At 61.4% G+C, this 25,285-nt stretch carries 23 protein-coding genes; 11 read left to right on the top strand and 12 right to left on the bottom strand.

Annotation, left to right across the window (positions count from 1 at the left end; genetic code table 11):
- Positions 1–63 precede the first annotated feature (63 nt).
- Positions 64–1,308 (bottom strand): sensor histidine kinase, encoded by a 1,245-nt coding sequence (locus C4N04_RS15040; RefSeq protein WP_106796406.1) that lies wholly within the window; start codon positions 1,306–1,308, stop codon positions 64–66.
- Positions 1,309–1,583: 275 nt separating this feature from the next.
- Between C4N04_RS15040 and C4N04_RS15035 the strand changes: the two genes are divergently transcribed.
- The 6 genes from C4N04_RS15035 (at position 1,584) to C4N04_RS15010 (ending at position 7,569) form a co-directional block, all read left to right on the top strand.
- Positions 1,584–2,600, top strand: a complete 1,017-nt coding sequence (locus tag C4N04_RS15035; RefSeq protein WP_106796405.1) for an ABC transporter substrate-binding protein — start codon at positions 1,584–1,586, stop codon at positions 2,598–2,600.
- Between the two features lie 71 nt (positions 2,601–2,671).
- Positions 2,672–4,123, top strand: coding sequence for a sugar ABC transporter ATP-binding protein (locus C4N04_RS15030; protein WP_106796419.1), 1,452 nt, complete (start codon positions 2,672–2,674; stop codon positions 4,121–4,123).
- Positions 4,120–5,067 carry an ABC transporter permease gene (locus tag C4N04_RS15025; RefSeq protein ID WP_040143059.1) on the top strand — a complete coding sequence of 316 codons (948 nt, stop codon included), beginning with the start codon at positions 4,120–4,122 and terminating at the stop codon, positions 5,065–5,067. Before C4N04_RS15030 ends, C4N04_RS15025 begins: the two co-directional genes overlap by 4 nt.
- Positions 5,064–6,014, top strand: coding sequence for an ABC transporter permease (locus C4N04_RS15020; protein WP_040143061.1), 951 nt, complete (start codon positions 5,064–5,066; stop codon positions 6,012–6,014). Before C4N04_RS15025 ends, C4N04_RS15020 begins: the two co-directional genes overlap by 4 nt.
- A 14-nt stretch (positions 6,015–6,028) precedes the next feature.
- Positions 6,029–6,943: an SMP-30/gluconolactonase/LRE family protein gene (locus C4N04_RS15015; protein WP_106796404.1), complete on the top strand. Its 915-nt coding sequence runs from the start codon at positions 6,029–6,031 to the stop codon at positions 6,941–6,943.
- Positions 6,944–7,113: 170 nt separating this feature from the next.
- A complete protein-coding gene (locus tag C4N04_RS15010; RefSeq protein WP_106796403.1) occupies positions 7,114–7,569 on the top strand; it encodes a pyridoxamine 5'-phosphate oxidase family protein in 456 nt (151 codons plus the stop codon).
- Position 7,570: 1 nt separating this feature from the next.
- Here C4N04_RS15010 and rbsK read toward each other — a convergent pair whose 3' ends face one another.
- The 6 genes from rbsK to C4N04_RS14980 all read right to left on the bottom strand — a co-directional run bounded on the left by rbsK (position 7,571) and on the right by C4N04_RS14980 (position 13,788).
- Positions 7,571–8,500 (bottom strand): ribokinase, encoded by a 930-nt coding sequence (gene rbsK, locus C4N04_RS15005; RefSeq protein ID WP_096769179.1) that lies wholly within the window; start codon positions 8,498–8,500, stop codon positions 7,571–7,573.
- Positions 8,497–8,958 carry an RbsD/FucU domain-containing protein gene (locus C4N04_RS15000; protein ID WP_106796402.1) on the bottom strand — a complete coding sequence of 154 codons (462 nt, stop codon included), beginning with the start codon at positions 8,956–8,958 and terminating at the stop codon, positions 8,497–8,499. The genes rbsK and C4N04_RS15000 overlap by 4 nt, the downstream gene beginning before the upstream one ends.
- Before the next feature lie 43 nt (positions 8,959–9,001).
- Positions 9,002–10,030 carry a LacI family DNA-binding transcriptional regulator gene (locus C4N04_RS14995; RefSeq protein ID WP_106796401.1) on the bottom strand — a complete coding sequence of 343 codons (1,029 nt, stop codon included), beginning with the start codon at positions 10,028–10,030 and terminating at the stop codon, positions 9,002–9,004.
- Between the two features lie 16 nt (positions 10,031–10,046).
- Positions 10,047–10,958 carry a carbohydrate ABC transporter permease gene (locus tag C4N04_RS14990; RefSeq protein WP_106796400.1) on the bottom strand — a complete coding sequence of 304 codons (912 nt, stop codon included), beginning with the start codon at positions 10,956–10,958 and terminating at the stop codon, positions 10,047–10,049.
- The gene (locus C4N04_RS14985; protein ID WP_040113008.1) at positions 10,958–12,076 is read right to left on the bottom strand and encodes a sugar ABC transporter permease; all 1,119 of its coding nucleotides are present in this window, start codon (positions 12,074–12,076) and stop codon (positions 10,958–10,960) included. Before C4N04_RS14985 ends, C4N04_RS14990 begins: the two co-directional genes overlap by 1 nt.
- Positions 12,077–12,147: 71 nt before the next feature.
- Positions 12,148–13,788 carry an extracellular solute-binding protein gene (locus C4N04_RS14980; protein WP_040113009.1) on the bottom strand — a complete coding sequence of 547 codons (1,641 nt, stop codon included), beginning with the start codon at positions 13,786–13,788 and terminating at the stop codon, positions 12,148–12,150.
- Positions 13,789–14,125: 337 nt separating this feature from the next.
- Between C4N04_RS14980 and ugpC the strand changes: the two genes are divergently transcribed.
- Together ugpC and C4N04_RS14970 are read left to right on the top strand one after the other, a co-directional pair.
- Complete coding sequence (gene ugpC / locus C4N04_RS14975; RefSeq protein WP_096769183.1) at positions 14,126–15,193, top strand: sn-glycerol-3-phosphate ABC transporter ATP-binding protein UgpC; 1,068 nt, start codon at positions 14,126–14,128, stop codon at positions 15,191–15,193.
- A 187-nt stretch (positions 15,194–15,380) separates the two neighbouring features.
- A complete protein-coding gene (locus C4N04_RS14970) occupies positions 15,381–15,698 on the top strand; it encodes a hypothetical protein (protein WP_010054050.1) in 318 nt (105 codons plus the stop codon).
- 91 nt (positions 15,699–15,789) lie between these two features.
- Here C4N04_RS14970 and C4N04_RS14965 read toward each other — a convergent pair whose 3' ends face one another.
- Positions 15,790–16,374, bottom strand: a complete 585-nt coding sequence (locus tag C4N04_RS14965) for a cysteine hydrolase (protein WP_106796399.1) — start codon at positions 16,372–16,374, stop codon at positions 15,790–15,792.
- A 75-nt stretch (positions 16,375–16,449) separates the two neighbouring features.
- Positions 16,450–18,816, bottom strand: coding sequence for an EAL domain-containing protein (locus C4N04_RS14960; protein ID WP_106796398.1), 2,367 nt, complete (start codon positions 18,814–18,816; stop codon positions 16,450–16,452).
- Between the two features lie 124 nt (positions 18,817–18,940).
- Here C4N04_RS14960 and C4N04_RS14955 point away from each other — a divergent pair, with 124 nt between their 5' ends.
- Positions 18,941–19,747, top strand: a complete 807-nt coding sequence (locus tag C4N04_RS14955) for a transporter substrate-binding domain-containing protein (protein ID WP_106796397.1) — start codon at positions 18,941–18,943, stop codon at positions 19,745–19,747.
- A 175-nt stretch (positions 19,748–19,922) separates the two neighbouring features.
- Here the strand turns inward: C4N04_RS14955 and fdhA are convergent, their stop codons facing one another.
- Positions 19,923–21,113: a formaldehyde dehydrogenase, glutathione-independent gene (fdhA, locus tag C4N04_RS14950; protein WP_004674667.1), complete on the bottom strand. Its 1,191-nt coding sequence runs from the start codon at positions 21,111–21,113 to the stop codon at positions 19,923–19,925.
- A 619-nt stretch (positions 21,114–21,732) separates the two neighbouring features.
- Between fdhA and C4N04_RS14945 the strand changes: the two genes are divergently transcribed.
- Entirely contained in the window at positions 21,733–22,167 is a 435-nt protein-coding gene (locus C4N04_RS14945) for a hypothetical protein (RefSeq protein WP_106796396.1), read from the top strand.
- 169 nt (positions 22,168–22,336) lie between these two features.
- Here C4N04_RS14945 and C4N04_RS14940 read toward each other — a convergent pair whose 3' ends face one another.
- A complete protein-coding gene (locus C4N04_RS14940) occupies positions 22,337–23,242 on the bottom strand; it encodes an EamA family transporter (protein ID WP_040113015.1) in 906 nt (301 codons plus the stop codon).
- A gap of 111 nt (positions 23,243–23,353) precedes the next feature.
- Here C4N04_RS14940 and C4N04_RS14935 point away from each other — a divergent pair, with 111 nt between their 5' ends.
- A complete protein-coding gene (locus C4N04_RS14935) occupies positions 23,354–24,229 on the top strand; it encodes a LysR substrate-binding domain-containing protein (RefSeq protein WP_040113016.1) in 876 nt (291 codons plus the stop codon).
- Here C4N04_RS14935 and C4N04_RS14930 read toward each other — a convergent pair.
- On the bottom strand, positions 24,204–25,202 hold the full coding sequence (locus C4N04_RS14930; RefSeq protein WP_040113017.1) for a GlxA family transcriptional regulator: 999 nt from the start codon (positions 25,200–25,202) through the stop codon (positions 24,204–24,206). The genes C4N04_RS14935 and C4N04_RS14930 overlap by 26 nt on opposite strands.
- Positions 25,203–25,285 lie beyond the last annotated feature (83 nt).

Raw genomic sequence — 25,285 nt, 5'->3', positions numbered from 1 at the left:
GCCGAAAAGTGTGAGCGGTTATTGGACGACATCATGCTCTAACTCTTTAATTTAGAACAGGATTCAGATTTTAGGCCGACTGGGCCTAAAATCATCCTGTTCTAGCGGCAGCACGACGCGAACCGCGGTTCCGCGGTTGTTGTGGCCCGGCCCCGTCGTGAAGCGCGCCGAGATCAGCCGCGCGCGGGTCTTCATGTTGTCGATGCCGCCACCGATCCGCCCCCGGACTTTGGAGAGCCCCGTCCCGTCGTCGGAGATTTCGATCGACAGCTGTTCCTTGTCGGCCTCAAGCCGCACCATGATTGCCAGGGGAGCGGCATGACGCACGGCATTGTTGATCGCCTCCTGGGCGATCCGGAACAAGGCGACGCTGACAGTCGGTTCCAGTTGCTCCAGCGCGCCGTTCGTCTCGTCAACCAAGCCCCATTCGATCGCCGATCCGGTATCGCGCGTCGAGCGGTCGAGATGATGCTCGATTGCCTGGGCAAGGCCGAAGAGCTGCAGCACGGAGGGTTTTGCCTGCTCGATGATCTGCCGCAGATCCTGCATGCAATGCTGCAGCGATCGCGAAACCGGTTCCAGCGCCTCGGCCGTCACCTCACCGTTTCGCGACAGCCGATCGATCCGGCGCGCCAGCCGCGTCAGGTCGGCGAGCGTTTGGTCGTGAAGATCCATACCGATCCGCTGACGCTCCTGTTCCAGTGCTTCCGTCAGCTTCAGGGCGCCTTGCCGCAACCCCTCCTCGCGGGCGCGGGCCTCCGCCTCCACAATCGCGGAGCGTTGCGCCTGTTCGGCCGCCTGCAGCGCGAAGAAATAGGGCGTCAGCAGATCGGCGATAATGCGGGCGCGTTCGATATCCTCCATCGTATAGACGCCGGCGTTGTGAGACGAACAGGAAAGCGCTGCGATGATCGTGCCCTGCACCTTCATCGGGACATGCAGGCGGCTTCTCAGCGATTGTTCGACGATCGGCCGCTTGAACGCGCCCTCGAAATGGAAGCGCTGATCCGTCATGGCATCGTCGGAGAGCAGAAAGTCGACCTCGCCGCGCAGCAGCGAACGAATGGGACTGTTGACCACCGGCGCACCGGCGATCTCGCCCCAGGCCGTCTCGATCCCGGTCTCATAGGCTGTGTGGTAGTTGCCGCCCTCAAGCAGCACGCAGACATCGAGATGGTCGTGCGGGATGATATGCGCGACCTCGGCCGCCACGGAGCGGATCGCCGAACGGAAATCGAGTTGGCCGGCGAGCAGCCGGGAAATGCCGAGATAGTGGTCGAACAGGGCTGCGGGTGCCGGTTGCAGCATTGTCAGTTCCTCCCCGTCACGACAGGCTCCTCAACCTGCCATGATCCTCTCCCAGTAAGCGCCGCGGAAACGCCGCCGTCTTGCGTAAACCCGCAGCTTGTTGCGCAAAACCCGCAAACAACTTGCCGCCTTGCCCCTGTACAGTCCTGCCGATCTCCCCCATCCTGCCCTTACTGAGAGGAGGAAGCTCAGTGCAAGAACAATTTTCACTCGGGCCCCTGGGCCCACGGGAGTGAAGCGATCGGCCGACCGGCGCGATCATGAGGGAGGAAGACATGACAATTCGTAAGATGCTTCTGGCATCGGCCGCTATTGCTTGCGCCGCGATGCCCGTTTCTGCCTTTGCCGATACCTCGGGCAAGAAGATCGCTCTTTCCAACAACTATGCCGGCAACTCGTGGCGTCAGGCGATGCTGACGAGCTGGAGCAAGGTGACGGGCGAAGCCGTGAAATCGGGCGTCGTCGCAGCAGCCGATCCCTTCACCACCGCCGAAAACCAGGCGACGGAACAGGCGGCGCAGATCCAGAACATGATCCTGCAGGGCTACGATGCCATCGTCCTGAACGCCGCCTCGCCGACGGCACTGAACGGTGCGGTCAAGGAAGCCTGCGACGCCGGCATCACCGTCGTTTCCTTCGACGGCATCGTCACCGAACCCTGCGCCTGGCGGATCGCCGTCAATTTCAAGGAAATGGGCCGCAGCGAGGTGGAGTATCTGGCGAAGAAACTCCCCGAGGGCGGCAATCTGCTCGAGATTCGCGGCCTTGCGGGCGTCTTCGTCGATGATGAGATCTCGGCCGGCATCCACGAGGGCGTCAAGCAGTTCCCGCAGTTCAAGATTGTCGGCTCCGTGCATGGCGATTGGGCGCAGGATGTGGCGCAGAAGGCTGTTGCGGGCATCCTGCCGAGCCTGCCCGAAATCGTCGGCGTGGTGACGCAGGGTGGTGACGGTTATGGCGCCGCGCAAGCGATTGCCGCGACCGACCGGAAGATGCCGATCATCATCATGGGCAACCGCGAAGATGAATTGAAGTGGTGGAAGGAGCAGAAGGACGCCAAAGGCTACGAGACCATGTCCGTATCCATCGCACCCGGTGTCTCCACGCTTGCGTTCTGGGTGGCCCAGCAGATCCTCGACGGCAAAGAGGTCAAGAAGGATCTCGTGGTACCCTTCCTGCGGATTGACCAGGACAACCTCGAAACCAACCTCGCCAATACCCAGGCCGGCGGCGTCGCCAACGTCGAGTACACGCAGGCAGACGCGATCAAAGTCATCGAGTCGGCAAAGTAATCTCCCGGCGAATGCCGCTCGGCCGCAAATGGCCGCGCGGCACTCCTTGCGATCAGGTATGGCGGGCAAGCATGGATGACGTTTTGAAGGCGATGATCGCCGTCGAAGACGCCAAGGTGAGCTTCGGCGCCGTCAGGGCGCTCGACGGCGTCACGCTCCGCGTCATGCCGGGCGAATGCGTCGGCCTGGTCGGTCACAACGGCGCAGGAAAATCGACGATCGTCAGCGTTATCAATGGCGGCTTGACGCCGCATGAGGGAAGCGTGGCGAGTGATGGCGAGCGGCTGGAGCGCTATGGCATCAATGCCGCGCGAGGGCGCGGCGTTCGCTGCGTCTTTCAGGAACTGTCGCTCTGCCCCAACCTCTCCATCGTCGAAAACACGCGCATCATGCATCGCCATCTCGGTGGCTTCGGCTGGCGCAGGCGTGCCGCAAAAATCATCGAGAGAAGTCTCGATGCCGTCTTTCCCGGCCATGGCATCGATAGCGGCCGTGTCGTCGGGGATCTTTCGATCGCCGAACGGCAGATGGTCGAGATATCGATGGCTTTTTCCGATGCCGGCATAACGCCGCGGCTGGTGATCCTCGACGAACCGACCTCGTCGCTCGACGCAAGCCTCGCCCGCCAGATGCTCGACCATGTCCGCCGCTTCGTCGCGGCCGGCGGCTCGGTCATCTTGATTTCGCATATCCTGCACGAGATCCTCGAAACCGCCGACCGCATCATCGTCATGAAGGATGGCCGCGTTGTTGCCGAACGTCCGGCGCGGGAGTTTGACCATCATGGGCTTGTGAAGGCCATGGGAACGGTTGCAAAGGAAGAAACCGGCGACCGCCCCGCGCGCGCGCAGTCCGAGGCTGCCCTCGTTCTGTCGCATCAGACGGCTGGCCGGCCTTTCGCAGCCCGCAAGGGCGAAATCATCGGACTGGCGGGGCTGGCCGGCCACGGCCAGACCGAACTTCTTCTCGCCTTGCACGCCGCTCAGTCCGGCAACTGGCTGCCCGAACGCGATCCGCTCGTCACCTTCGTTGCCGGCGACCGCCGCCTCAATGGCGTCTTCGAACTATGGAGCATCCTGCGCAATTTCTCGATTGCCTCGCTCGGCGATTTGTCGCGACGGGGTGTCATCGTCCCGGACGAAGAACAGACGAAGGGCAACGACTGGAAGCGGCGGATCGAAATCCGCACACCCGATATGGCTAATCCTATCCTGTCGCTTTCGGGCGGCAACCAGCAGAAGGTGCTGTTTGCGCGCGCGCTTGCGACACACGCGCCCGTCGTTCTGATGGACGATCCTATGCGCGGCGTCGACGTCGGGACCAAGCAGGAGGTCTATGCTATCATCCGCGAGGAAGCATCACGCGGGCGCACCTTCATCTGGTATTCGACCGAGATGGACGAAGTCCGCCTCTGCGACCGCGTCTATGTCTTCCGCGAGGGCCGCATCACCGCCGAACTCGCTGGCGACGCCGTCAGCGAGACGAACATCATCGCCGCCTCCTTCGAGGGGGTCGCCGCATGACATTCCGGTTCTCCGCGGACGCGATGCGTCTTGCCATCCCCGCCCTGTCGCTGACCCTGCTGCTCGCTTCCGTATTCTGGCTGCAGCCGCGCGCCATGAGCTATGTCGGGCTCAACCTGCTGTTCAACCTGGCTGTGCCGATCGCGCTTGCGACGATCGCCCAGATGCTTGTCATGGCGGTCAATGATCTCGATCTCTCCATGGGCACCTTTGTTAGCTTCGTCGCCTGCGTCAGTGCCACTTTTCTGCGTGATGCGCCCGTTATCGGCATCCTGATCCTTTCCGGCGCGGTCGCAGCCTATGCGGCGCTCGGCGTGGTGATCCATTTGCGCAACCTGCCATCAATCGTAGTGACTCTCGGCATGAGCTTCGTCTGGGGCGGCCTTGCCGTGCTGCTGCTGCCGGCGCCGGGCGGGCAGGCGCCGGACTGGGTGCGCTCGCTGATGACCGTCAAGCCGCCGCTGGCGCCCATGGCGATCGTCGCCAGCATCGTCATCGCCGCCGTCGCTCATCTTCTTGTCATGCGCTCTTCGCTTGGCGTGCTGATCCGCGGCATCGGCGGCAACCAACGCTCGGTCGAACGCGCCGGCTGGTCGATTGTCGCAGCGCGCGCCGCAGCCTATGGGCTTGCCGGTCTCTTCGCTGTGCTTGCCGGTATCGCCCTTGTTGGTCTCACGACCTCGGCCGACGCCAACATTGCGCTGCGCTACACGCTGCTGTCGATTGCCGGCGTCATCCTCGGCGGCGGCGAGTTCATCGGCGGCCGCGTTTCTCCGATCGGCGCCGTCATCGGCGCGCTGACACTGACGCTCGCCGGCTCTTTCCTATCCTTCCTGCGCATCTCGCCCGACTGGCAGATCGGAGCGCAGGGCGCGATCCTGATCATCGTGCTCGCGTTGCGCTTGATGCTGAACCGCCTGGAGAAGCGGGAGAAACGCCGATGACCTCGCTCTTCAGCCTCTTCGGTAAGCCCTGGATCTGGTCGTGGCTTGCCGCCTTCGTCGTCTGGTTCCTGACCATCATGGTGACGTTCGGCGCCAGCACGCTCGGCCTGTCGCAGGCAGCATTCACCTTCGCGGCCTTCTCGGTCATCGTCGGCATCGGCCAGATGTTCGTCATCACGCTTGGTCCCGGCAACATCGATCTCTCGGTTCCCGCCACCATGACGCTTGCCGGTACGGTGGCGCTGAAACTGATGAATGTCGAAAACGGAATGATCCTGCCGGGACTCCTCGTCGCCATCGTCATCGGCCTTGTCATCGGCCTCGGCAACTATGTGCTCATCAAGGCGCTCCGGATTCCACCGATCATCGCTACGCTATCCGTGAGCTTCATCGTGCAATCCGCAGCGATCTGGACAAACCGCGGATTGCGGATCAAGCCCCCGAGCATGCTCGCGGAATTTACCACTTCGACCACGCTCGGCGTGCCGAACGTGGCGATCGTCGCACTCTTCATCTCGCTGATTGCCTGGTTCCTGCTCGAGAAGACGGTCTACGGTCGCTGGATCTCAGCGATTGGCCAGAGCATGCCGGCCGCGCGCATGGCCGGAATACCAGTCGACGGCACGCGCTTCGTCACATACCTCTTCTGTGCCGTGCTCGCTTCCATTGCGGGCTACCTGCTTGCCTGCTTCTCCGGCGGCGCGGCCCTCAACATGGGCTCCGAATATCTCCTGACCTCTATCGCGGTCGTGGTGATCGGCGGCACGGCGGTCGCCGGCGGCGATTCCAACGTGCCTGGCATCTGGGGCGCATCGCTCTTCATGTTCCTTGTTGTTTCCATGCTCAACACCTACGGGCTCGGCGCCGGCATCCGCCTCATCATGACCGGCCTCATCATCATCAGCGTCATCATGCTCGCCGGCGGCCGGCGGGTCGGCATGCGATAAACGGAAAGACCATCATGGCAGAGGCCAGCATCTACGAAATTCACGACCCGCGGTTCCGGCAGATGATTGTGACGAGCGCCGGCCTCGACGAACTCTATTCCGGCTGCCGCTGGGCGGAGGGTCCCGTCTGGTTCAACGATGCGAATCAGCTTCTGTGGAGCGATATTCCCAACCAGCGCATGCTGCGGTGGACGCCCGAGGGCGGCGTCTCTGTCTATCGTCAGCCGTCCAACTTCGCCAATGGCCATACGCGCGACCGGCAGGGGCGGCTGATCTCCTGCGAACATGGCGCGCGCCGGGTAACGCGCACCGAGATCGACGGCTCGATCACCGTGCTTGCCGACCGTTTTGAAGGCGCGCCGCTCAATTCGCCGAATGATGTGGTGGTGAAGTCAGACGGCACGATCTGGTTTACCGATCCGACCTACGGTATCATGTCCGACTATGAGGGGTTTCAGGCCGAGCCGGAGCAGGCGACCCGCAACGTTTACCGGCTCGATCCGGCGACCGGCGAGCTTGCTGCCGTCGCTAAGGATTTCACTCAGCCGAATGGCCTCGCCTTTTCGCCGGATGAGACGGTTCTCTATGTCGCGGATTCGGCAGCAAGCCACGATGAACACCTGCCGCGTCACATTCGCGCCTTCGACGTCGTCGGCGGCAGCAGGCTTGCCAACGGCCGGGTTTTTTGTCAGATCGACAATGGCATTCCGGACGGAATCCGCACTGACGTGGAGGGTAACCTCTGGTCGAGTGCGGCCGATGGCGTGCATTGCTTCGACACGACGGGAAAACTGATCGGCAAAATACGCGTGCCTCAGGCTGTCGCGAACCTCACCTTCGGGGGGCCCAGGCGTAACCGTCTGTTCATCGCGGCCACCTGCTCGGTTTATTCGATATACCTGGCTACGAGAGGCGCTCAGATGCCGTGAGCTTGTGTGCTCCGTTCTGTCGTAACATGGCGCATCAGATCGGCGAAGACGGCAGCGAGCTTTCGCATTCGACGTAGAACTGGACGTCAGATGCCCCGCCGATCACGCCTTGCCGGAACAATCAGTGAGCTTGCACGCTACTTCCCCACATTCAAACATGGGAGATGACAATGGCGTCCATGACACTCGAAGACCTCTCTTCGCACCTGAAGAAGATCGACTTCTGCATGTTCTCGACGAATGCCGGATCCGGCCGTATCTCAAGCCGGCCGATGAGCAATAACGGCGACGTCGAGTATGATGGCGACTCCTGGTTCTTCTCCGACGAGGAAACCCGGAAGATTGCCGAGATCGAAAGCAATAAGGACGTGTCGCTGACGTTCACGGCTCCCCCCAGCCTGCTTGGCAAGCCTGGCATCTTCATTGCGATCGAAGGCATTGCATCGCTGGTGCGAGAAAGGGCCGCCTTCGAAGAACACTGGGTTGCCGATCTCAAGCGCTGGTTCCCGGAAGGAATCGACACGCCTGGCATCGTGCTGATCAAGGTGTCGGCGTCCTCTATCCAATACTGGGACGGTGAAGACAACGGCGAAGTCACCCTCGCCGGTTCCAGCGCGCGGTCCTGAATTAGGAGGAACGCAGCAAGGCGTCGATCTCGGACCGGGAAGGCATGGCGGGCGCAGTGCCCGGCCGTGTCACGGCGATCGCTGCGGTCGCACAGCCGAAGCGGATGGCCTCGATCGGTGCGTATCCTTCGGAAATCGCCGTTGCGAAGCCGCCGAGGAAAGCGTCCCCGGCTCCCGTCGTGTCGACGACATTTCCCGCCCGAAATGCAGGGACGAATTCGCTCTGCCCGGCGGCGTGATAGTAGGCCCCGCGCGCGCCGAGAGTGATGATCACTGCTCGCGCCCCCCGATCGACCAGTGTGCGAGCCGCTGCACCTGCCTGCTCATCGGTTTCGATAGCATGGCCCACCAATTCCGCTGCTTCGACTTCATTGGGGACGATGAAATCACACAGAGCGTAGATGCTGTCTGGGATCGTGCGTGCGGGCGCAGGGTTGAAGATCGTCGTGGCCCCTGCCCTTTTGGCGATCGACAGTCCATGGATGGCCGCCTCGAGCGGCTGTTCGAGCTGAGTCATGAAGATGGCGGCGCTTTCGATCTCGGCCCGGTTCGCATCGACATCCTCGATGCCGATGAGGCCCGCCGCACCCGGCGCGACGATGATGGCATTGTCGCCGCTCACCTCGTCGACGAAGATGAAGGCGGCGCCTGACGAAACGCCGTCCATCTTCATGACATTGGCTTTGACGCCCGCCTCCGCATAGGCTGAAAGCGCCATCTCGCCGAACGGGTCGTTGCCGACCCTTGAAATGAAGGTCACCTTGCCGCCGGCCTTTGCCGCCGCAATTGCCTGATTGGACCCTTTGCCTCCCGGCCCGAGCGTGAAACCGGAACCCATCAGCGTCTCACCGATATGGGGCAGACGCTTCGCCTTATAGGCGGTGTCGGCGGCAAAAATGCCGAGAATGACGATCCCGCTTTTCTCGCTCATCTCCGAGCTTCCTCCGCTGGAATGACGCCCTTGGTCAGAAGGAAGCAGCCGTAAAACCGCAATTCCCCCGTTGCGATCACGCAATAGGCCTTCTTGGCGATGTCGTAGAAGGCCATGCGTTCGACGGGATACATCGGCGAGGGCTTGCCTTCGGCGCGGTCGACAATCGCCTGAACCTCCTGCTGAATCGGCGGAATTTCATCCGGCTTGCCGATCACTTCCATGCGGCCCACCGACGGCTGGATCGGTGTGTCCAGGGGCAAGACCGACAAGATCGCGTCGACTGCCTGCGGCGCAGGAATGTTCTCCATGGTCAGCAATTTACCGAGACGCGTCTGGCGGGCGATCGAATCCGATGGAAAATTCATGTCGGAGATGACGAGATAGTCGCCGTGCCCCATATGGCAAAGTGCTTGAAGAATGTCGCCGTTGAGTTCGGCCCTGATTCCCTTGAGCATTGATCTTCCATCCTTTTCTCGTGGCCGGAGCACCGGCCGTGCTTCAATTGGTATGTCCTGTGATATCCGGCTTCGGTTGCGGGCATGGGCCGCTGGAACCGCGCACGATCAGCGATCCGTCGACCATTTCGTCTGCCGTGCCCGGCGGCTCCTCCAGCAGAAGGCTGACCGCGCGCCGTGCCAGCATGTCGGCCGGCTGGCGTATGGTGGTTAGTCGCGGCACCACGAGATTGGCGAGCGAAATGTCATCGAAACCTGTGACCGACAGTTTTCGCGGCACGTCGATCTTGAGGTCGCGCGCCGCGCGTAGTGCGCCGATAGCCTGCTGGTCGCTGGCGGCCGCGATCGCCGTCGGCCGGTCCTGCGCCCGGCGCGAAAGCAGGTTACGGGCAATTCTTTCGCCGGACTCGTAGTCGAATCTGCCGTAGACGATTTCCAGGTCAACGGCCTCGCCGGTCTTGGCGAACCCGTCCATGCGGCTGACGAAGGCCTCCTTGCGCATGCGCCCGGCTTCGGTGTCGGTCGGCCCGGCAATATAGGCAATGCGCCGGTGCCCCAGCCCATAAAGATGATCGGCAATCAGGGTGGCCGCTTGCGCATGGTTGGTCGACACCAGGGGAAAGGTGCCGAAGCGCCGGTCGAGCGATATGACCGGGACCGAAGCCGGCAGATCAAGACCCGAGCCGTCGCTCGACGCCACGACGATGATGCCGCGCACCGCCCGGTCGAGAAAGGCCGAAACGTGGCTCTGCTCCGCCTCGCTGTCGTCATGCGAGCTTGCCAGCATCAGGCTGTGACCGCATTCGAGCGCCGCACGCTCGACGCTTGCCGCGAGTTGGGCGAAGAAGGGATTGGTGATGTCGGGAACGACGAGGCCGATGACGTCGGTTCTGCTGGTGCGGAGCGCTCTTGCCGTGACGTTCGGCCGGTAACCAAGCGCCGAAATGGCGTCGTTGACCTTTTCGCGCAGCATCGGTTTGACCGCGGCTTCGCCCGACAACACGCGCGAAACGGTGCCCACGGATACGCCGGCATGTTCGGCAACGTCCTTGACTGTCGGCATCTTCGCCATTTCCAACATCCCGCAGCTATTTTACGGCGCCTGCGGTCATCCCGGCGATGATATGCTTTTCCAGCACAACGCCGACGACGACCAGCGGCAGGATCCCGGCGGTGGAAAGGGCAGCCATCGACCACCAGTTGATGCCCTGGCTGCCTGTCTGGCTGGCGATCATCACCGGCAGCGTGTTGGTATTGGTGGAGGTCAGCAGAGCGGCGAAGAAATATTCGTTCCAGCACAGGATCAGCGCCAGCAGGAAGGCGGCGACCATGCCCGGCAAAACCAGCGGCACGATGATGCGGGCAAACGCGCCCCAGACCGACAGGCCATCGACCAGGGCTGCCTCTTCGAGCTCCACCGGTATGGTGGCGAACTGGTCGCGCATGATCCAGACGACGATCGGCAGGACCATCAGCGTATAGACGGCGATCATGCCCGCATAAGTGTCGAGCAGCGCCAATTCCTTGTAGAGAACCAGGAATGGCAGGGCGAGCACGACCGGCGGCATGATGAGCTGCGACAGGAAGAAAAAGGAGATGTCGGAATTGCGCATATGGCCGAACTTGTAGGAAAAGCGGCTGAGGCCGTAGGCCGCCAGCGATCCGAGCACGACCGCAAGAGCGGATGCCGTGACCGAGATGATGACGCTGTTCCAGAGCCGGCGCATGAATTCGTCGCGCACCGTCGATATCTGCGAGATGGTATCGGGAGAGAGCCCGAGCGAACGCCAGCCGAGCCAGCTGGGCGTAAAATTGAACCAGGGGATCAGATTGCCGCGCATGACATCCGCCGCCGTCTTGAACGAGGTCGAAACCGTCCAGAACAGTGGGAAGATGCAGACACAGGCCCAGATGACGAGCAGGCCGTAGACGGCAAAACGCATGGCCCACCAGCGAATGCGCTGGCCCCGCCCGTATTTTTCGAGATCGATGCGAACCATCAGAGCCTTCCTGTCATCCGCTTGACGATACGGTCGGAAATCTTCATCAGCCCCGTCATCCCGACGACGATGATCACCAGGTAGACGAGTGCGAGCAGCGTCCCGTAGCCGACATTCGAACGGTCGCGGTATTCGCGATAGATGAAACTGGTGACGGAATCGGTCGCCCCGCCCGGGCCTCCCGATGTCACGGTGATGATGATGTCGGCGAGCTTGAGCTTGAAGATAATGCGGATCATCACCGCCGTGACCGACACCGGCAGCATGAGCGGGAAAATGACCTGCCAGAAGCGCTGCCATTTGGTGGCGCCGTCGACTTCGGCCGCCTCCAGCACCTCCCTAGACAAGGCCTGCAATCCGGCGAGCAGCATGATCATCATGAAGGGAATGAAGGTCCAGGCATCCATGATCATGACCGAAAGCCGCGCCGTCAGCGGATCGCCGAAAAAGGAAGGGTTTTCCCAGCCGAGCCAGCGGGCCAGGCGCGCGATCGGGCCGAAACGGGTCTCCAGCATCGATTTGCCGACCATCCAGCTCACCGCGACCGGCGACAGCATCAAAGGTACGAGGAAGGTGACCCGCCAGAACTTCCGGGCAAGAATTTCCTGATTGAGGAGCAGCGCCAGGCCGAAGGCGATCGCGTATTCGACTGCAATCGCCAGGGAATAAAGGATCATGTTGAGCAAGGCGTTGGCATAGAACGGATCGGCGATCATCCGTCGCACATTGTCGAGCCCGTTAAAACGCCGCCCGGCAGAAGATGCGAGGTTCCAATCGGAAAAGCCGATCCAGAGCGCAAAGAGCAGTGGAAACACCACCATCGACACGACGAAAAGCGCGGCCGGCAGCACAAAAAGCGCCTTCTTGCCGGCCTCGCCGTAAATGACGACGCGCGTGACGCAAAGAACCGCGGCCCAGAGGAAGTACGCATAGAGGACGGGTCGCCAGTTCGCAAAACCCCATTCCGTCCAGCCCAGCTCATGGGCACCCTGCAAGACAAAGGATGTTATGAACCATGCGGCGCTGAGCCACAGAGCCGCGCGACCCCAGAAACGGCGGCTCGCGGAAATGGAGCCGGCTTCGACCGTGTGCAGCAGGTCGCCTTCGACTGTCGACATGATATTCCTCGCCCGGATAGAAAAGGCGCCGGCGGATCGCTTTCGGTCCGCCGGCGCGTTCGGTCAGAGGGTCAGAGCCCGAGGCTCGCCCGATAGAGTTTCAGCTGGCTGTCACGGCCGATCTGGTCGGTGATCTTTTCCCAGGCGGCCGCAATCGCATCCGCGGTCTCCTGTGCCGACTTGTACTGTCCGGCAAAACCCTTTGCCAATTCGTCCTCGGCAACGGAGTAATACTGGAAGATGCCGGGGATGCGCGGTTCGATCGCAGCATTTGGGTGGTTATAGCTGTCGGCGTTCGAACCTAGATAGTCCTCGACAAAGGCGCGGTCGTAACCAGCCTTTTCCCATTCGTCGTAGTTGAAGTTGGACTGACGATAGGGCTGGAATCCCGAGGGATAGGCCGAGGTCCAAAGCGACAGATCCTTGCCGCCGAGATGGGCTGCCGCAGACCAGGCCGCCTTGCGCTTCTTCTCGTCACTGGAGACCCGCTTGGTGACGTAGATGCCCCAGCCGAGATAGGCCATATTAGGCGCTTCGTTATACTTCTCTTCCCATTGTCCGGTCTTGCGGTTGTAGACCCGGTTGGAGCCGCGGTTGATGCCGAAGCCGACCACATCGCCGACAACTGAGGAGTCCGAAGTGCGCGCGCTGGAGCCGACGTCGCCCCACCACATCAGCATTGCGCCGGTGCCCGCCAGGAACTGCGAGAAGGCCGTTGTGTTAGGATCCGCATTGATCTGATCGGCCGGATAGGCCTTGGCGGCGATCAGATCCAGCACATCCTGGATCGCCTGGACCCAGGCGGGGTTGTTGACCAGCGGCTTCATGTTTTCGGGGTCGAACAACCACGCCGGGTCGCCCGGATATTTGGCATAGGCGGTCGCGCGGTTCTCGATGAAATAAAAGCCGAAACCGCCCCAGCCCTTGAGCGGGTCGAGATAACCGTAGGCCGGCTGGCCGGTCAGCGGATCGGTTTTGCCGATCAGCGCCTTGGACGCCGCGTTGACGTCCTGCCAGGTCTTCGGCGGCTCGGCCATGCCGCTGATCGAGCCTTCGCCGAAGTAATCCTTACGATAGGCGAAGGTGTGGCAATCGCCGTCTATTGTGACGCGGTAGGTCTTGCCGTCCCAGGTGCCGACCGGGGGCTTCAGGTAGTTCACCAGGTCGTCGGCTTCGATCTGCTTTGCAGCCCAGTCCGGCATCTCGTCCAAAAGCCCTCGTCCGGCGGTGTCGCCTTCGAAGGGTGCGCCCATTTCCAGAATATCGTAATCAACTGTGCCGGTGGCGATCGACTGTTGAAGGCGGGCATTGTAGTCCGCTTGCGCAAGGTCGATCCAGTTGATCTTGGCGCCGGTATAGGCTTCCCACGGCTTCAGGAAACCGCGGAACAGGAAGTTGTGAAGGTTCTGGTTGTTGAGCCCCATGAAGGTCAGCTCGACACCGGCGAATTCGCCCTGCTTGACGTTGGCCTTGGTTGGACCGAGGCAGAGCTCGCCGACCTTCTGCCAGTCTGCATCCGTCGGCGAGCCCTTGCCGACGCCGGGGATCTGCAGGATCTGGGCGCGCAGATCATCGGCGGCGAAGGCGGTGCCGGCAATTCCGCCCATTGCGCCTGATAGGCCGAGCAGAGCCGCTGCACTTGCCGTTCCGCGCAGGACGTCACGGCGGCTTGCCTGACGGCGCATCAATGCATCGTAAATTTCGACTTTCATGTCTTCCTCCTCCACGTTGTGCGCTGCCGCCAGTCGGTCTTGCCGAACTGGACCCGGTCCGATTTTGGGACTGGTCTCGTGCAGAACTATCTGGTAAACAGGAAAATGAAACGTTTCATATTCCTGTTTGAAACCGCTCCTCTCGGTCTCGTCATCGAGCATTAGACGGCAAGCGGCAAAAGTCAACATAAAATGAAACGTTTCATGGAGGAGGTTCGGCGGTATCTCGAGCAGCGGCAGGAGGCGGGTTTCTCAAGCTTGATGCCGCGGATATTGTCGAGAGATTTTTATCCCTCGGGATCAGCCCGTGGGTGGCTGGAAAGCGATTGGGAGGCATATGGCTGAGGTCAATATTTCGGAGGCGCGCAAGGCGTACGGCGCCCTAAATATCCTGCACGGCGTCGATATCGAAATTCGCGACGGCGAGTTTGTGGTGCTGGTCGGCCCGTCCGGCTGCGGCAAGTCGACGTTGCTGCGCATGGTCGCCGGTCTCGAAAGCATCACCGGCGGCACAATTTCGATCGGCGGAAAGATCGTCAACAATCTGCCGCCTAAGGACCGCGACATTGCGATGGTCTTCCAGAGCTACGCGCTCTACCCGCACAAGACCGTTGCCGAAAACATGGTCTTTGCACTGCGCCTGCAGAAGCAGCCGGCCGACGTTATTAAACAGCGCCTGCAGGCGGCGGCCGAAACGCTCGACCTCGTGCCCTATCTCGACCGCTATCCGCGCCAGCTTTCCGGCGGCCAGCGGCAGCGCGTCGCGATGGGGCGCGCCATCGTCAGGTCGCCCCAAGTCTTCCTCTTCGACGAACCCCTGTCGAACCTCGACGCCAAGCTGCGCGTGCAGATGCGCAAGGAGATCAAGGAGCTCCACCAACGGCTGAGAACCACGACGATCTATGTCACCCATGATCAGGTCGAAGCGATGACCATGGCCGACAAGATCGTCGTCATGCAGGGCGGCAGGGTCGAACAGACCGGAACACCCCTGCAGCTCTACGATCGACCCCGCAATACATTCGTGGCGACCTTCATCGGCTCGCCGTCGATGAATCTGCTGAAAGGCCGCTACAAGGCCGATGGTGCGTCCTTCGTCACCGAGACGGGAGACGAAATTGCGCTTGGTTTCAAGCCGGAAGCGACCGACGGGCAGACTGTGCTGCTCGGCGTGCGCCCGGAACATCTGTCGCTCGGCCCAAGCGGCTTGAGCGCGACCGTCACCGTCACCGAACCCACCGGCCACGAGACGATGGTGTTTCTGCGCTACGGCTCCGGGGAGCTTGTCGCGGTGCTGTCCGAACGGCACGATTTCGAGCCGGGTCAGGTCGTGACGATAGCCGCTCGGCCGGGTAAGCTTCATCTGTTTGACGCGGAGTCCGGCAAGACGCTGCGGCGAGATTGAGCAGCCGCTTCAGGTCGCCCGATAAGCGCGCGGGCTGCGCGGCGTCGGCAATGATCCGAGAGCACATTGCTCCTAAGCCGTCCTTGAACATCGCCTACAGTTCCTCAAGCGACGGCGGGAGGAGCGGCCGAGAACTTTCGATATGTGATTTCATCGATCAGGCTTATCATCGGTTTGGAGGCTGTAGATGCTTTCGACGGAGCGAGATCTAAAGCGGGGCGGTGAGCGGTTCCCCATTCCTTCGCAAGGCGAAGTCGAGGGCAGGCTTTTGATGTTCGAAGTGGTTGCCGTCACCTGCCTGCAGGAGCTTATTGCAAAAACAGATTCGCATCTGGTTTCCAGGCTTCGCCGAAAGCTCATTCGCAATCTGAAGGAAAGGTGCGCCCCGTTGAAGCTATGTACGGAGGACGAAAAGGCCGCAAAGGAGTTCGCGCTTCAACTCTTGAGCGCAGCGCTGGAAGAAGCTGAAGACGAGAAGCGAGCCGCTAGCCAAGATCCGCAGTGAGCCTTCGAGAGCTGCAGCTGAGTTTGATCGGTCAATGCTCGGATGGGCCGTGAGCGGGCTCCAAGAGCAAGGAGATCGAAATGCACGCTCCTCAGCCGATGCCACTCAGAAATTCCTCGGTCTCCATGAGTTCCAGCTGGACGGAAAACCGATCGTGCAGCAGTTCCAGCGACGCGTCATAAGTGTCGTCGGCGCTGCTGCAGACGGCGTCCTTCAGCACGATGACACGATAGGCGAGATCGATGGCACCGAGCGTCGTCGCAAGCACGCAGACATCCGTCTCCCCGCCGGTGATCACAAGGGTGTCGACCCGCTCCGACTGAAGGAGCGTATGAAGGCGGCCGTCGATCCACGGGGAATAGGTGCATTTGTCGAAGGTTCGCGCCGGCGGAACAAGCGAGGCCAGCGAGGAGGCCAGTTCGACGAACTCGCGCGGGAGATGCTCGCCCGTCATCATCCACCATTTCTGGTAATAGTCGCGCCATTTTCCCGGCATCGCGTCGGGATGCTGCGGCGGCACAAAGCGAGTGAAGATCGTCCGGGACGGATACCGGCCGGCAAGTTCCTCGATCTGTGGAGAGATCCGAACCATCCAGGGCACGTGCCACGGGGTCTCTTCGGCAAACATGCGCTGCATGTCGACGCAAAGATGCCGCCACTCGCCGATCCCGCCCATCACATTCTCCGTTCGTTTCGGGCGTCAACCGCTGCCCGGAACGAAAGTTCCCGACCGATGGAGATCAGCGGCTCTCTAGGCAATGGCTCCTGAGGCGATCGTCCGTAATCCGGCGCTGTTTTCCGATTTTGCGAAGCAGTCGAGTTCGCGAAGAGGAACCGGTTTGGAGAAGAAATAGCCTTGGAGATCGGTGCAGCCGAGGGCGGTTAGAAAGTCGCGCTGATATTCGGTTTCGACCCCTTCCGCTGTCGTCGAGATGCCGAGGTTGCGGCTGAGGGTGACGATCGCGCCGATGATCGCCGCTCCGTTGGCTTTTGTGCCGAGCTGCGAGACGAAGGAACGATCGATCTTGATGCGATCGATGTCGAAACGCACCAGGTGGCTGAGGCATGAAAAGCCGGTCCCGAAATCATCGAGAGAAATTTGAATGCCCCGGCTGCGCAGCGATTTCAGGACCGTATAGACATCCGAATTATCCTCGATCAGCGAGGACTCGGTGAGCTCGAGCTCGAGGCGGGATGGCGGTAGGCCGGTCTCTTCAAGCACGGCAAAGACCTCCTCGGCAAAGTTTGGTCTTCTTAGCTGGGCCGGCGACACGTTGACCGCCACGAAGGTGTCTTCCGGCCATGTGCAGGCGGCTCTGCAGGCTTCCCGCAAGACCCAGAAACCGAGAGCGTCAATGAGGCCGCCCTCTTCGGCCACTGGGATGAAGCTCGCAGGCGTCAGCAGTCCGCGCTGACTGTGGCGCCAGCGCACGAGAGCCTCAGCGCCCGAGGCCGTATAACCGCCCTCGGCGCGATGCACCGTCTGGTAATAGACCTCGAGCGATCCGAAGTCAGGCTTGCCGCTACCGAGGCCGGGATTCGAACTGTCAGCGGCCGTGCCTTGGGCCAGGACTTCGCGCAATTCGTTCTTGAGAATGTCGCGCGCGTTTCTGCCGCCGTCCATGGACGGGGAATAGACGCGCCACTGGCCTCTCCCGCCCATCTTTGCCTCGTAAAGCGCGACGTCGGCATAACGCATGAGGTCATCGGCATTTCGTCCGGCGTCCGGCACGATGGTGATGCCGATCGAGCCGCCAACCCGGGCGACCGCTTCGCCCCTTAGAAGCGGGAAGGGCCTGCCAAGTTCGGCGACGATCGCGTCGCATATGGACAGCAGGATTTGATCGTCATTTTTGATGTCCCGCAGAAGCAGGGCAAATTCGTCGCCCCCGAGCCGGGCGAGCGTGTCATCAGGGCGAAGGACGGACCGGATCCGCTCCGCGGCCATCCTGATGAGTTCATCACCGGCGGCATGGCCGAACGTGTCGTTCACGGCTTTGAAGCGGTCGAGGTCGAGAAGTGCTACGGCTGAGCGCTCGGTCGAATGCCGCGTGTCGGTCAGACATTCCTCGAACCGCATGGCGAACAAAGCGCGGTTGGGAAGGTCGGTCAGCACGTCATGCAAGGCAAGCTGCCTTGCATGCAGCTCGCTTCTCTTCAATTCGCCGAGACTGCTCCGCAGCCGTACCAGCAGCACCGAAAGCAGCACGGCGATCACCAGGGCGGCAATCGAAAGCGCCGGCATCAATCGGCCGATCACCCGTGAACCTGGAAGATCGGGTCGCCATACGATGAAGCCGATCGGTTCACCATTTGCCGTCGCGTCGATTTGGAACGCGACCTCATTTTCGTCGGGATCGGCCGTGCGGGCAAAGCGGGCTCCATTGAGGCCCTGTTGCCGGCTCAGTTCGTCGAGGGCCGCACCATCGAGAAACCGCACGACGATCAGGAATTGCCGCATAGGCCGCGGCTGTCCCTCGGGCGCTTCGTTGATGGCGACGATGCCGACGATCGTCGGCCGGCCCTCCAGCCGCATCAGATTGGCGAGCGCATGGTTGGGGCGAACCGCGCTCGCCCGACGGCTTTCCAGCGAGGATGGCATTCGGTCGCTGAAAGTCGGGCTTTGGCTTGCCGTAAGACGGCTGTCTTTAAGGAGCGGCAAAAAGAGAGGTTTCATCCACCGATAGCGTTTTTCGGTTTTCGCGTCGGTCAGCATGCTGAGCTGAGCCTTCTCGTCGACGACAAAGGCCTGATCGTATCCGAAGGCGGACATTGCGGTTTCGCTGATTGCGCTGCCGGCCGCCCCGGTCAGAACCGTATCGAGGCTGGAGGAAACCCCTGCCGACCGGGACGCGGGATAAACGCGGGCGAGATAGCCGTTGCCGAACTGACCGATGACATGGGCGACCTGATCGACCTGTTCGCGCAGGCGCGCATTCACCAGCTGACGCTGGCGATCAAGGGCCGCAGCGTCGCTTTCGGTTCCCGCCCAGAGCGCCGATAGCACGACGAGTCCAATCGCTCCGAGCCCGCTGATGGCGATCAGAAAGAGAATTCTTCCCGAGGCGATCCAGGACTTCTGAAACGTGTTGGAGCTGGAAGGAACAACGATGTGCAAGCCTGGACCCCTGGACACCACGATACGGGCGCATTCGTCAACGCTAACAAATAAGCGTTCACGTAGAATTAAAGGCTGCGTCGCACTATGGGGCGAGATCGATCACGCCCAGGGGGTTCCGGCGATGTTGCGAATATCCATACAGACTTTATTGCGCGGAGCGCTGATGGTGGGCGGGGTGGCTGTCGTTTTGGCTGCGGTCTCGCCGCTGCCGGTGGCCGCGCAAGAGCCAATGCCGATGAGAGTCGCGGTCGAAGGTGCGTTTCCGCCCTTCAACTATCTCGACGCGAACAACAAACTTCAGGGTTTCGACATCGATATTGCCAATGCCCTCTGCGAGACCGGCAAATTCGAATGCCAGTTCATCATCGAAAAGTGGGACGACATGATCCCCGATCTCATTGCCGGAAAATACGACGCGATCATCTCATCGATGTCGATGAGCCTGGAGCGGCGCCAGAAAGTCGCTTTCACAGAGAAATACTACAACAGTCCGTCAGTGTTCATCGCTCGGAAGGATTCGCCGATCAGCGACGTCAGCCCCTCCGCCCTCAGTGGTAAAAAACTCGGGGTGACCTCTTCGACGGCGCAGGAATCTTACGCCAACCATTTCTATCCCGACATGAAGAAGACGGTATTCCGGTCGTCTCCGGAATTGTACAAAGGCCTGTCGGACGGGCGAGTCGACATTATCCTGGAGGATAAGCTCGCCATTTACGACTGGATCGCCAATACGAAGGCGGGAACCTGCTGCGCATTCAAGGGGCCGGATCTGGTCGACGTCACTTTTTTTGGTGAAGGTGCCGGGATTGCGGTGCGTCTGGACGACAAGGAGCGTCTTGCACGCCTGAACGAGGCGTTGAAGGCGATCAAGGAAGACGGGACTTATGACATGATCAATGCCAAATATTTCCCGTTCAGCATCGAGTAGCAGGCTACAGAATTTTCGTGATTGATGCGAGATGGCCGGTTCTTCCCGGCCATCTCCGTTTTGGTGCCTGATGCATGTCGCCCGGAAGTGTGCAGCGGTTCCGGGACAACGACATACATAAAAACAAGGAGCAAAAGCGCGCCCGCTGCACGCTTTTGCGCGATATGCTTTATCGTCAGGCGGCTTTCGCGACCTCTCCGTGCGGGTCGAGAACAAACTTCGTCGCCGCGCCATGGTCGAAGCTCTCATATCCCTGGACGGCTTCGTCGAGCGGGATGACCTTGGCGTTGACGATGTCGGCGATCGGCAGGCGGTCGTGGAGGATCGCTTGCATGAGCTGGCGATTGTATTTGAGCACCGGCGTCTGGCCGGTGTGGAAGGACTGCGCCTTGGCCCAGCCGAGGCCGAAGCGAAGCGAAAGGTTGCCGTGTTTGGCGGCATTGTCGACGGCGCCAGGATCCTCGGTGACGTAGAGGCCGGGAATGCCGATCGAGCCTGCGGCGCGGGTGATCTCCATCATCTGGTTGAGCACGATCGCCGGCTGTTCGCCGCCCGAATGGCCGCGGGCCTCGAAGCCGACGGCGTCGATGGCGCTGTCCACCTCGTTGCTGCCGACGACCTCAGCGATCATGTCGCCTAGACGGTCGCTCTTGGAAAGGTCGATCGGTTCGAAGCCAACCTTGGCCGCATGTGCCAGGCGGTCCTTGTTGAAATCACCGATCATGACGACCGCAGCGCCGAGGATACGGGCGGAAGCAGCCGCTGCAAGGCCGACAGGGCCGGCGCCGGCGATGTAGACCGTCGAGCCGACGCCGACGCCGGCGCGCACGGCGCCATGGAAGCCGGTCGGCAGAATGTCGGAGAGCATGGTGAGATCGCGGATCTTCGCCATCGCCTTGTCCCGATCCGGGATTTTCAGCAGGTTGAAATCGGCGTAGGGGATGGTGACATAGCGTGCCTGTCCACCGATCCAGCCGCCCATGTCGACATAGCCGTAAGCACCACCGGCGCGGGCCGGGTTGACCGTCAGGCAGACGCCGGTATCCTGGGACTTGCAGCAGCGGCAACGGCCGCAGGCGACATTGAACGGCACCGAGACGATATCGCCGATGTCGAGCATCTCGACGTCGATCCCCTTCTCGATGATCTCGCCGGTGATTTCGTGACCGAGGACCAGGCCAGGCATCGCCGTCGTGCGACCGCGGACCATGTGCTGGTCGGAGCCGCAGATGTTGGTCGAGATCACTTTCAGAATGACGCCGTGTTCGATGCGGCGGCCGTCGGGCGCTTCCAGCTTCGGGTCGTCGATGTCGCGAACTTCGACCTTGCCCGGCCTTAAATAAACGACGCCTCTATTCTTGCTCATGGATACCTCCCATTTGTTGAATGCCTCGATCTGCAGTCGATGCAGCCGATGGCAATGCTTTCCTCCGGCCTGCCTCCTCTGCAGTCCGGCATTCACTCGCCGCAACCGGCGGTGTTCGAATTTCGCAGATAGGCGGGGACAGACTGGATCGAGGAGAGAGTGAGTACGATAGGGCTTGCCTTGTCGTGCCGCTCTCGTCATCGCCCGCCGCAATCCGTAGATCTGCTGCGAAAAGAGCTGGTTTAGGCTACAGAACCTCCTTTCGATCCATCTGGATATCTTCCGGATAACGATCCGGTGATCCCAGGGGATTTCAGTCCTTCTACCACCGTGGCAGCGCGCCGGCGGCCTGTCTGCCATACTTCATGTCGCTCGCTTGCGCGGCAGCGCCGTGAACGTGACAAGAAAACCATGCCTGACGAAAAACAGAGCCCGGAAAAACGACACGGGTGCCCCTCAAGACGACAATCGGCAAAGTCGTCGTCTTCAGTCTCCGATGATCATATCTGTTCGGCCAGCGGCAGATGCCGTTTCCAATCGTGATTGGACATCGGCTGCGTCCTGAGCCACGCTGTTTTTGGGAGCGGACCGTCTATTTTTCCGAAGATAGGAGGCCGGAATGGAACAGCATGCACTGGAGCAGCTGAAAACAGTTGCGAAAATCAGCACGAGCATAAAGCCCCTTGAACTGACGCGGCGCGAACGCATTGAACGCTGGGCCGAATGTCTCGAACGCAGCCCCAAACCGTTTTTGAGGACGCTTCACGAGACAGAGTATCAGCCGATCGCAGATCGGCTTGCCCTGCGGGGTGACGACACCCCGATCTCCATTGCGTTCGCTGATCCCATTCTGCGGGCGGCCGGAATGGAAAATGACAGCTATGGAGAAGCCAAACGGTTCTTCGAACTCGGCGACGAACAGTTGCACGAGCTTGTCTGCTTCTGTCATTTTGGCGAAAGTGTCAGCGCGGCAGCAGTCGCTCGCCGCGTGCGCAGGATCGCAGATCCGAGACCAAGCGGGTTTTTCGCTCAGCTTCGTGCGTTCTTCGGCTAAAAAAGCCATGACGCTGTAAGGCTGGCGTTCGCGGCCCGTCACGGCTGCCGGCAGGTCACGCGCCTCGGCAAGGCGAACAGGATCCGCGCAAAACGGTTGTCCGGTAGACCGGAGGATAAGGCTTCGCGCTTTTCCCCGCAAAACCGCTACGCGCTTCTGCGGGGTTGCCCTAGCCGGCGTAAGACCGCCGGCCTCGGTTGAAGTCGACCGCGGTATGCCAGAACACAGCGCCGAGGATGATCGCGCCGCCGAAATAAGTGGCGACGGGTGGCTGTTCTGAAAACAGCAGCCAGACCCAGAAGGGCGTCAGCACGATTTCCATCGTGCCGATCAGCGCGGCTTCCGCCGGCGGCATCCGCTTTGCCCCGGCGAGAAAGAGCACCAGCGCCAGCGAGAAATTGGTGGCGCCGAAGGCGGCAAGGACGATCCAGTTGTGCAGGTCGAGCGAGCCGACCGAACCGAACGGCGCGAAGATGGCGAGGGTCAGGAAGGCGCTGACGACGGTCGGCGGCAGGCTCGGCACGCCGGGATCGATGCGCGGAATGATGATAACGAGCGCGAAGGACGCGGTCATGCCGAGCGCCAAGAGGTCGCCCCAGCCGGTGCCGCCGCCAATCGACGAGGCGACGATGACGCCGACGCCGAAGAGGGACACGGCGCCGGCGATCAGCGTCCGCCTAGCGACCCTCTCCTTGAGGATGAGCCAGCCGAACAGAGCCGCGATGAAGGGTGTCGTCGCATAGATCATCGTCACATTGGCGACGGTGGTCATGTAGAGCGCCCCGATGAAGCATCCCTGACTGAAGGTCTGGCATGCGATCATCGCAAGACCGGACGGATGGAAGACGGAACGCCATTGCCGCCGCGAGATGCCCCCTTCGAGGAAAAGGCAGGGGATCAGCAGGAACAGGCCTCCGAACAGCGACCGCCAGGCGATCGCCGTCCATACGTCGGTCGTGAGGAGTCGCGAGTAAACGCCGCTCGCGCTCCAGGCAAGCGTCGCGGCAACGATGAGAAGCACACCCTTCTCGTGCTCGCTGCCTGCGAGGCGCGTGGTCGGATTTTCAATAGTCACGCAGAGATTCTCAAAGAAGGAAGTCGAACGCCGCTCATTTCTGCGCCAGGAATTGACATTAGACAAACGGATAGTAGTGATAGCTATCATCAGTTTTTTCTATGGCTATCGATGCAAGAGCCGATCGAAAGCGACCTTCTCAGAACCTTCCTGGTTGTCGCGGAGACGTCGAACTTTTCGGCGGCCGCCCAGCGCATCGGGCGGACGCAATCTGCCGTCAGCACCCAGATCAAGAGGCTCGAGGCGGCGATTGGCGAAAACCTTTTTGAGCGCGGCGCCCGCGGCGTGCTGCTCACGCGCCAGGGCATTCAGCTCGTGCCCTATGCCCGCAGGGTCATCGATCTCCTGAACGAGGCCGCAGCGACGATCCGCAGCAAGCCTCTGGACGGGCCGGTGCGCATTGGAATTCCCGAGGAATACAGCCAGACGGTGCTGCCGGCGGCGCTCGCGGCTTTTGCGGTGCGCCACCCAGCGGTCGAAGTAACCGTCTCCTGCGATTACACGGTCCGCAACCTTGCCGCCCTGGAACGGGACGAACTCGATCTTGCCGTCGTTTTTGACTGGAGCGATCAGAACAAGGGCGAGGTCCTCTGCGTCGATCCGACCGTCTGGGTCACATCGATGGTCCATCGGCTGCACGATCTCGATCCCCTTCCCATTGCGACTTATCGCAACTCCACTTGGTCACGCGATTTTGCGCTTCGGTCGCTGGAGCAGATCGGCCGCAATTACCGCATTGCCTTTATCGCCGATACGGGCTCGGGGCTGAAGAATGCCCTGACCGCCGGCCTTGCCGTCACGACGCTTTCCCGCAGCAGCATCCCGCCCGGCTGCCGGGAACTGACCGCCGAAGACGGTTTTCCGCCGGTCGATTCCTCAAAAGTGGTGCTGCGCCGGAGCACCTATCGTTCCAGCGAAGCCGTTCGGGAACTCGCCGAGATGGTGCGGGACGCTTTTCAGCCTATGGCGACGCCTGCGATGGCGTGATGCGACGGCGCAAGCGGCGCCGCGTCTCCGACGGGCTCTCGGAAAAACTCGCCCGGTAGCTCCTCGCAAAGGCCGAGGCCGAATTGAAGCCGGTCGCCGCCGCAATGTCGGCGAAGGAGGCCGTCGTCTCGATCACCTTGCGGCGCGCCGTGTTCAGACGCAGCGCGAGATAATGCACATGCGGCGGTGCGCCGATGCTCCGCTGGAAAAGATCCTGCAGATGCCGGACGCTGACGCCCACCCTGCGGGCGAGCCGGGCCAAAACCAGCGGCTGCTCGATATGCTCTTCCATCAGATGCACCGCCTGCGTCACCCGGGGGTCATGCAGGCGCAGTCCCGCCGAGGCTGCGGAAAGCGGTTCATCGATATGGAAGGAAGGCTGCTCGTAACGGAACAGCCGGCTGACTTCGAGCGCCAGCGAATAACCCTGCCGCTGCCGGATCACTTCGAGCATCAGGTCGACGGTTGGCAGCGACCCTGAGGTCGTCAGCCGCTTGCCGTCGATAACGAAACGATCCTTGACGGCCCTGACCTCGGGATAGGCCAGCGCGAAATCTTCGTAGTCCTCCCAGTGCACGGTCGCCGACAGGCCGTCGAGCAGGCTTGCTTCGGCCAGCAGCCATGTGCCGGACTCGACGCCGGCAATCACCGTGCGGTAGCGGGCGGCCCGCGACAGCTGCATTTTCAGCGCCGGCGTCGCGCTGCGGCGCCAGTCGTAGCTGGCCAGCACGAAAAGCGGTGCGTCCTCAGTCGACGCCCGGAAGCTTCCCTGGGCAGGCACGGCGATATTGCTGGTGGTCGGCACCGGTGCTCCGTCCGGCGTCAGAAGTCGCCAGCGATAGAGCTCGCTGCCGGCGATGCGGTTGGCACCGCGCAGCGGCTCGATGACGGATGCAATCAAGATCAGGTTCGTATCCGGGAGGACGAGAAGGTCGATATCAAGCCGTTGCTTCGATCGCTGCAGCAAAGCCATCTCCTGTTTCCGATAATGTATCGGATAGTACCGAAAATGCAAAGCATCCTCGGCCAAGCTGCCGCGTAATGCCAGGGAAGACG

The sequence above is a fragment of the Rhizobium sp. H4 genome (assembly GCF_003013335.1).
GTDB classification, from domain to species: domain Bacteria; phylum Pseudomonadota; class Alphaproteobacteria; order Rhizobiales; family Rhizobiaceae; genus Rhizobium; species Rhizobium sophoriradicis.
This window is presented reverse-complemented; position numbering and strand designations above follow the sequence as displayed.

Coding starts and splice junctions, on each gene's coding strand:
- C4N04_RS14955 (WP_106796397.1), top strand. CDS start 18,941: ATGTTGCGAATATCCATACAGACTTTATTGCGCGGAGCGCTGATGGTG.
- ugpC (WP_096769183.1), top strand. CDS start 14,126: ATGGCTGAGGTCAATATTTCGGAGGCGCGCAAGGCGTACGGCGCCCTA.
- C4N04_RS15020 (WP_040143061.1), top strand. CDS start 5,064: ATGACCTCGCTCTTCAGCCTCTTCGGTAAGCCCTGGATCTGGTCGTGG.
- C4N04_RS14980 (WP_040113009.1), bottom strand. CDS start 13,788: ATGAAAGTCGAAATTTACGATGCATTGATGCGCCGTCAGGCAAGCCGC.
- C4N04_RS15040 (WP_106796406.1), bottom strand. CDS start 1,308: ATGCTGCAACCGGCACCCGCAGCCCTGTTCGACCACTATCTCGGCATT.
- C4N04_RS14930 (WP_040113017.1), bottom strand. CDS start 25,202: ATGGCTTTGCTGCAGCGATCGAAGCAACGGCTTGATATCGACCTTCTC.
- C4N04_RS14935 (WP_040113016.1), top strand. CDS start 23,354: ATGCAAGAGCCGATCGAAAGCGACCTTCTCAGAACCTTCCTGGTTGTC.
- C4N04_RS15015 (WP_106796404.1), top strand. CDS start 6,029: ATGGCAGAGGCCAGCATCTACGAAATTCACGACCCGCGGTTCCGGCAG.
- C4N04_RS14970 (WP_010054050.1), top strand. CDS start 15,381: ATGCTTTCGACGGAGCGAGATCTAAAGCGGGGCGGTGAGCGGTTCCCC.
- C4N04_RS14990 (WP_106796400.1), bottom strand. CDS start 10,958: ATGGTTCGCATCGATCTCGAAAAATACGGGCGGGGCCAGCGCATTCGC.
- rbsK (WP_096769179.1), bottom strand. CDS start 8,500: ATGAGCGAGAAAAGCGGGATCGTCATTCTCGGCATTTTTGCCGCCGAC.
- C4N04_RS15035 (WP_106796405.1), top strand. CDS start 1,584: ATGACAATTCGTAAGATGCTTCTGGCATCGGCCGCTATTGCTTGCGCC.
- fdhA (WP_004674667.1), bottom strand. CDS start 21,113: ATGAGCAAGAATAGAGGCGTCGTTTATTTAAGGCCGGGCAAGGTCGAA.
- C4N04_RS15030 (WP_106796419.1), top strand. CDS start 2,672: ATGGATGACGTTTTGAAGGCGATGATCGCCGTCGAAGACGCCAAGGTG.
- C4N04_RS15025 (WP_040143059.1), top strand. CDS start 4,120: ATGACATTCCGGTTCTCCGCGGACGCGATGCGTCTTGCCATCCCCGCC.
- C4N04_RS14985 (WP_040113008.1), bottom strand. CDS start 12,076: ATGTCGACAGTCGAAGGCGACCTGCTGCACACGGTCGAAGCCGGCTCC.
- C4N04_RS15010 (WP_106796403.1), top strand. CDS start 7,114: ATGGCGTCCATGACACTCGAAGACCTCTCTTCGCACCTGAAGAAGATC.
- C4N04_RS14995 (WP_106796401.1), bottom strand. CDS start 10,030: ATGGCGAAGATGCCGACAGTCAAGGACGTTGCCGAACATGCCGGCGTA.
- C4N04_RS14945 (WP_106796396.1), top strand. CDS start 21,733: ATGGAACAGCATGCACTGGAGCAGCTGAAAACAGTTGCGAAAATCAGC.
- C4N04_RS15000 (WP_106796402.1), bottom strand. CDS start 8,958: ATGCTCAAGGGAATCAGGGCCGAACTCAACGGCGACATTCTTCAAGCA.
- C4N04_RS14965 (WP_106796399.1), bottom strand. CDS start 16,374: ATGGGCGGGATCGGCGAGTGGCGGCATCTTTGCGTCGACATGCAGCGC.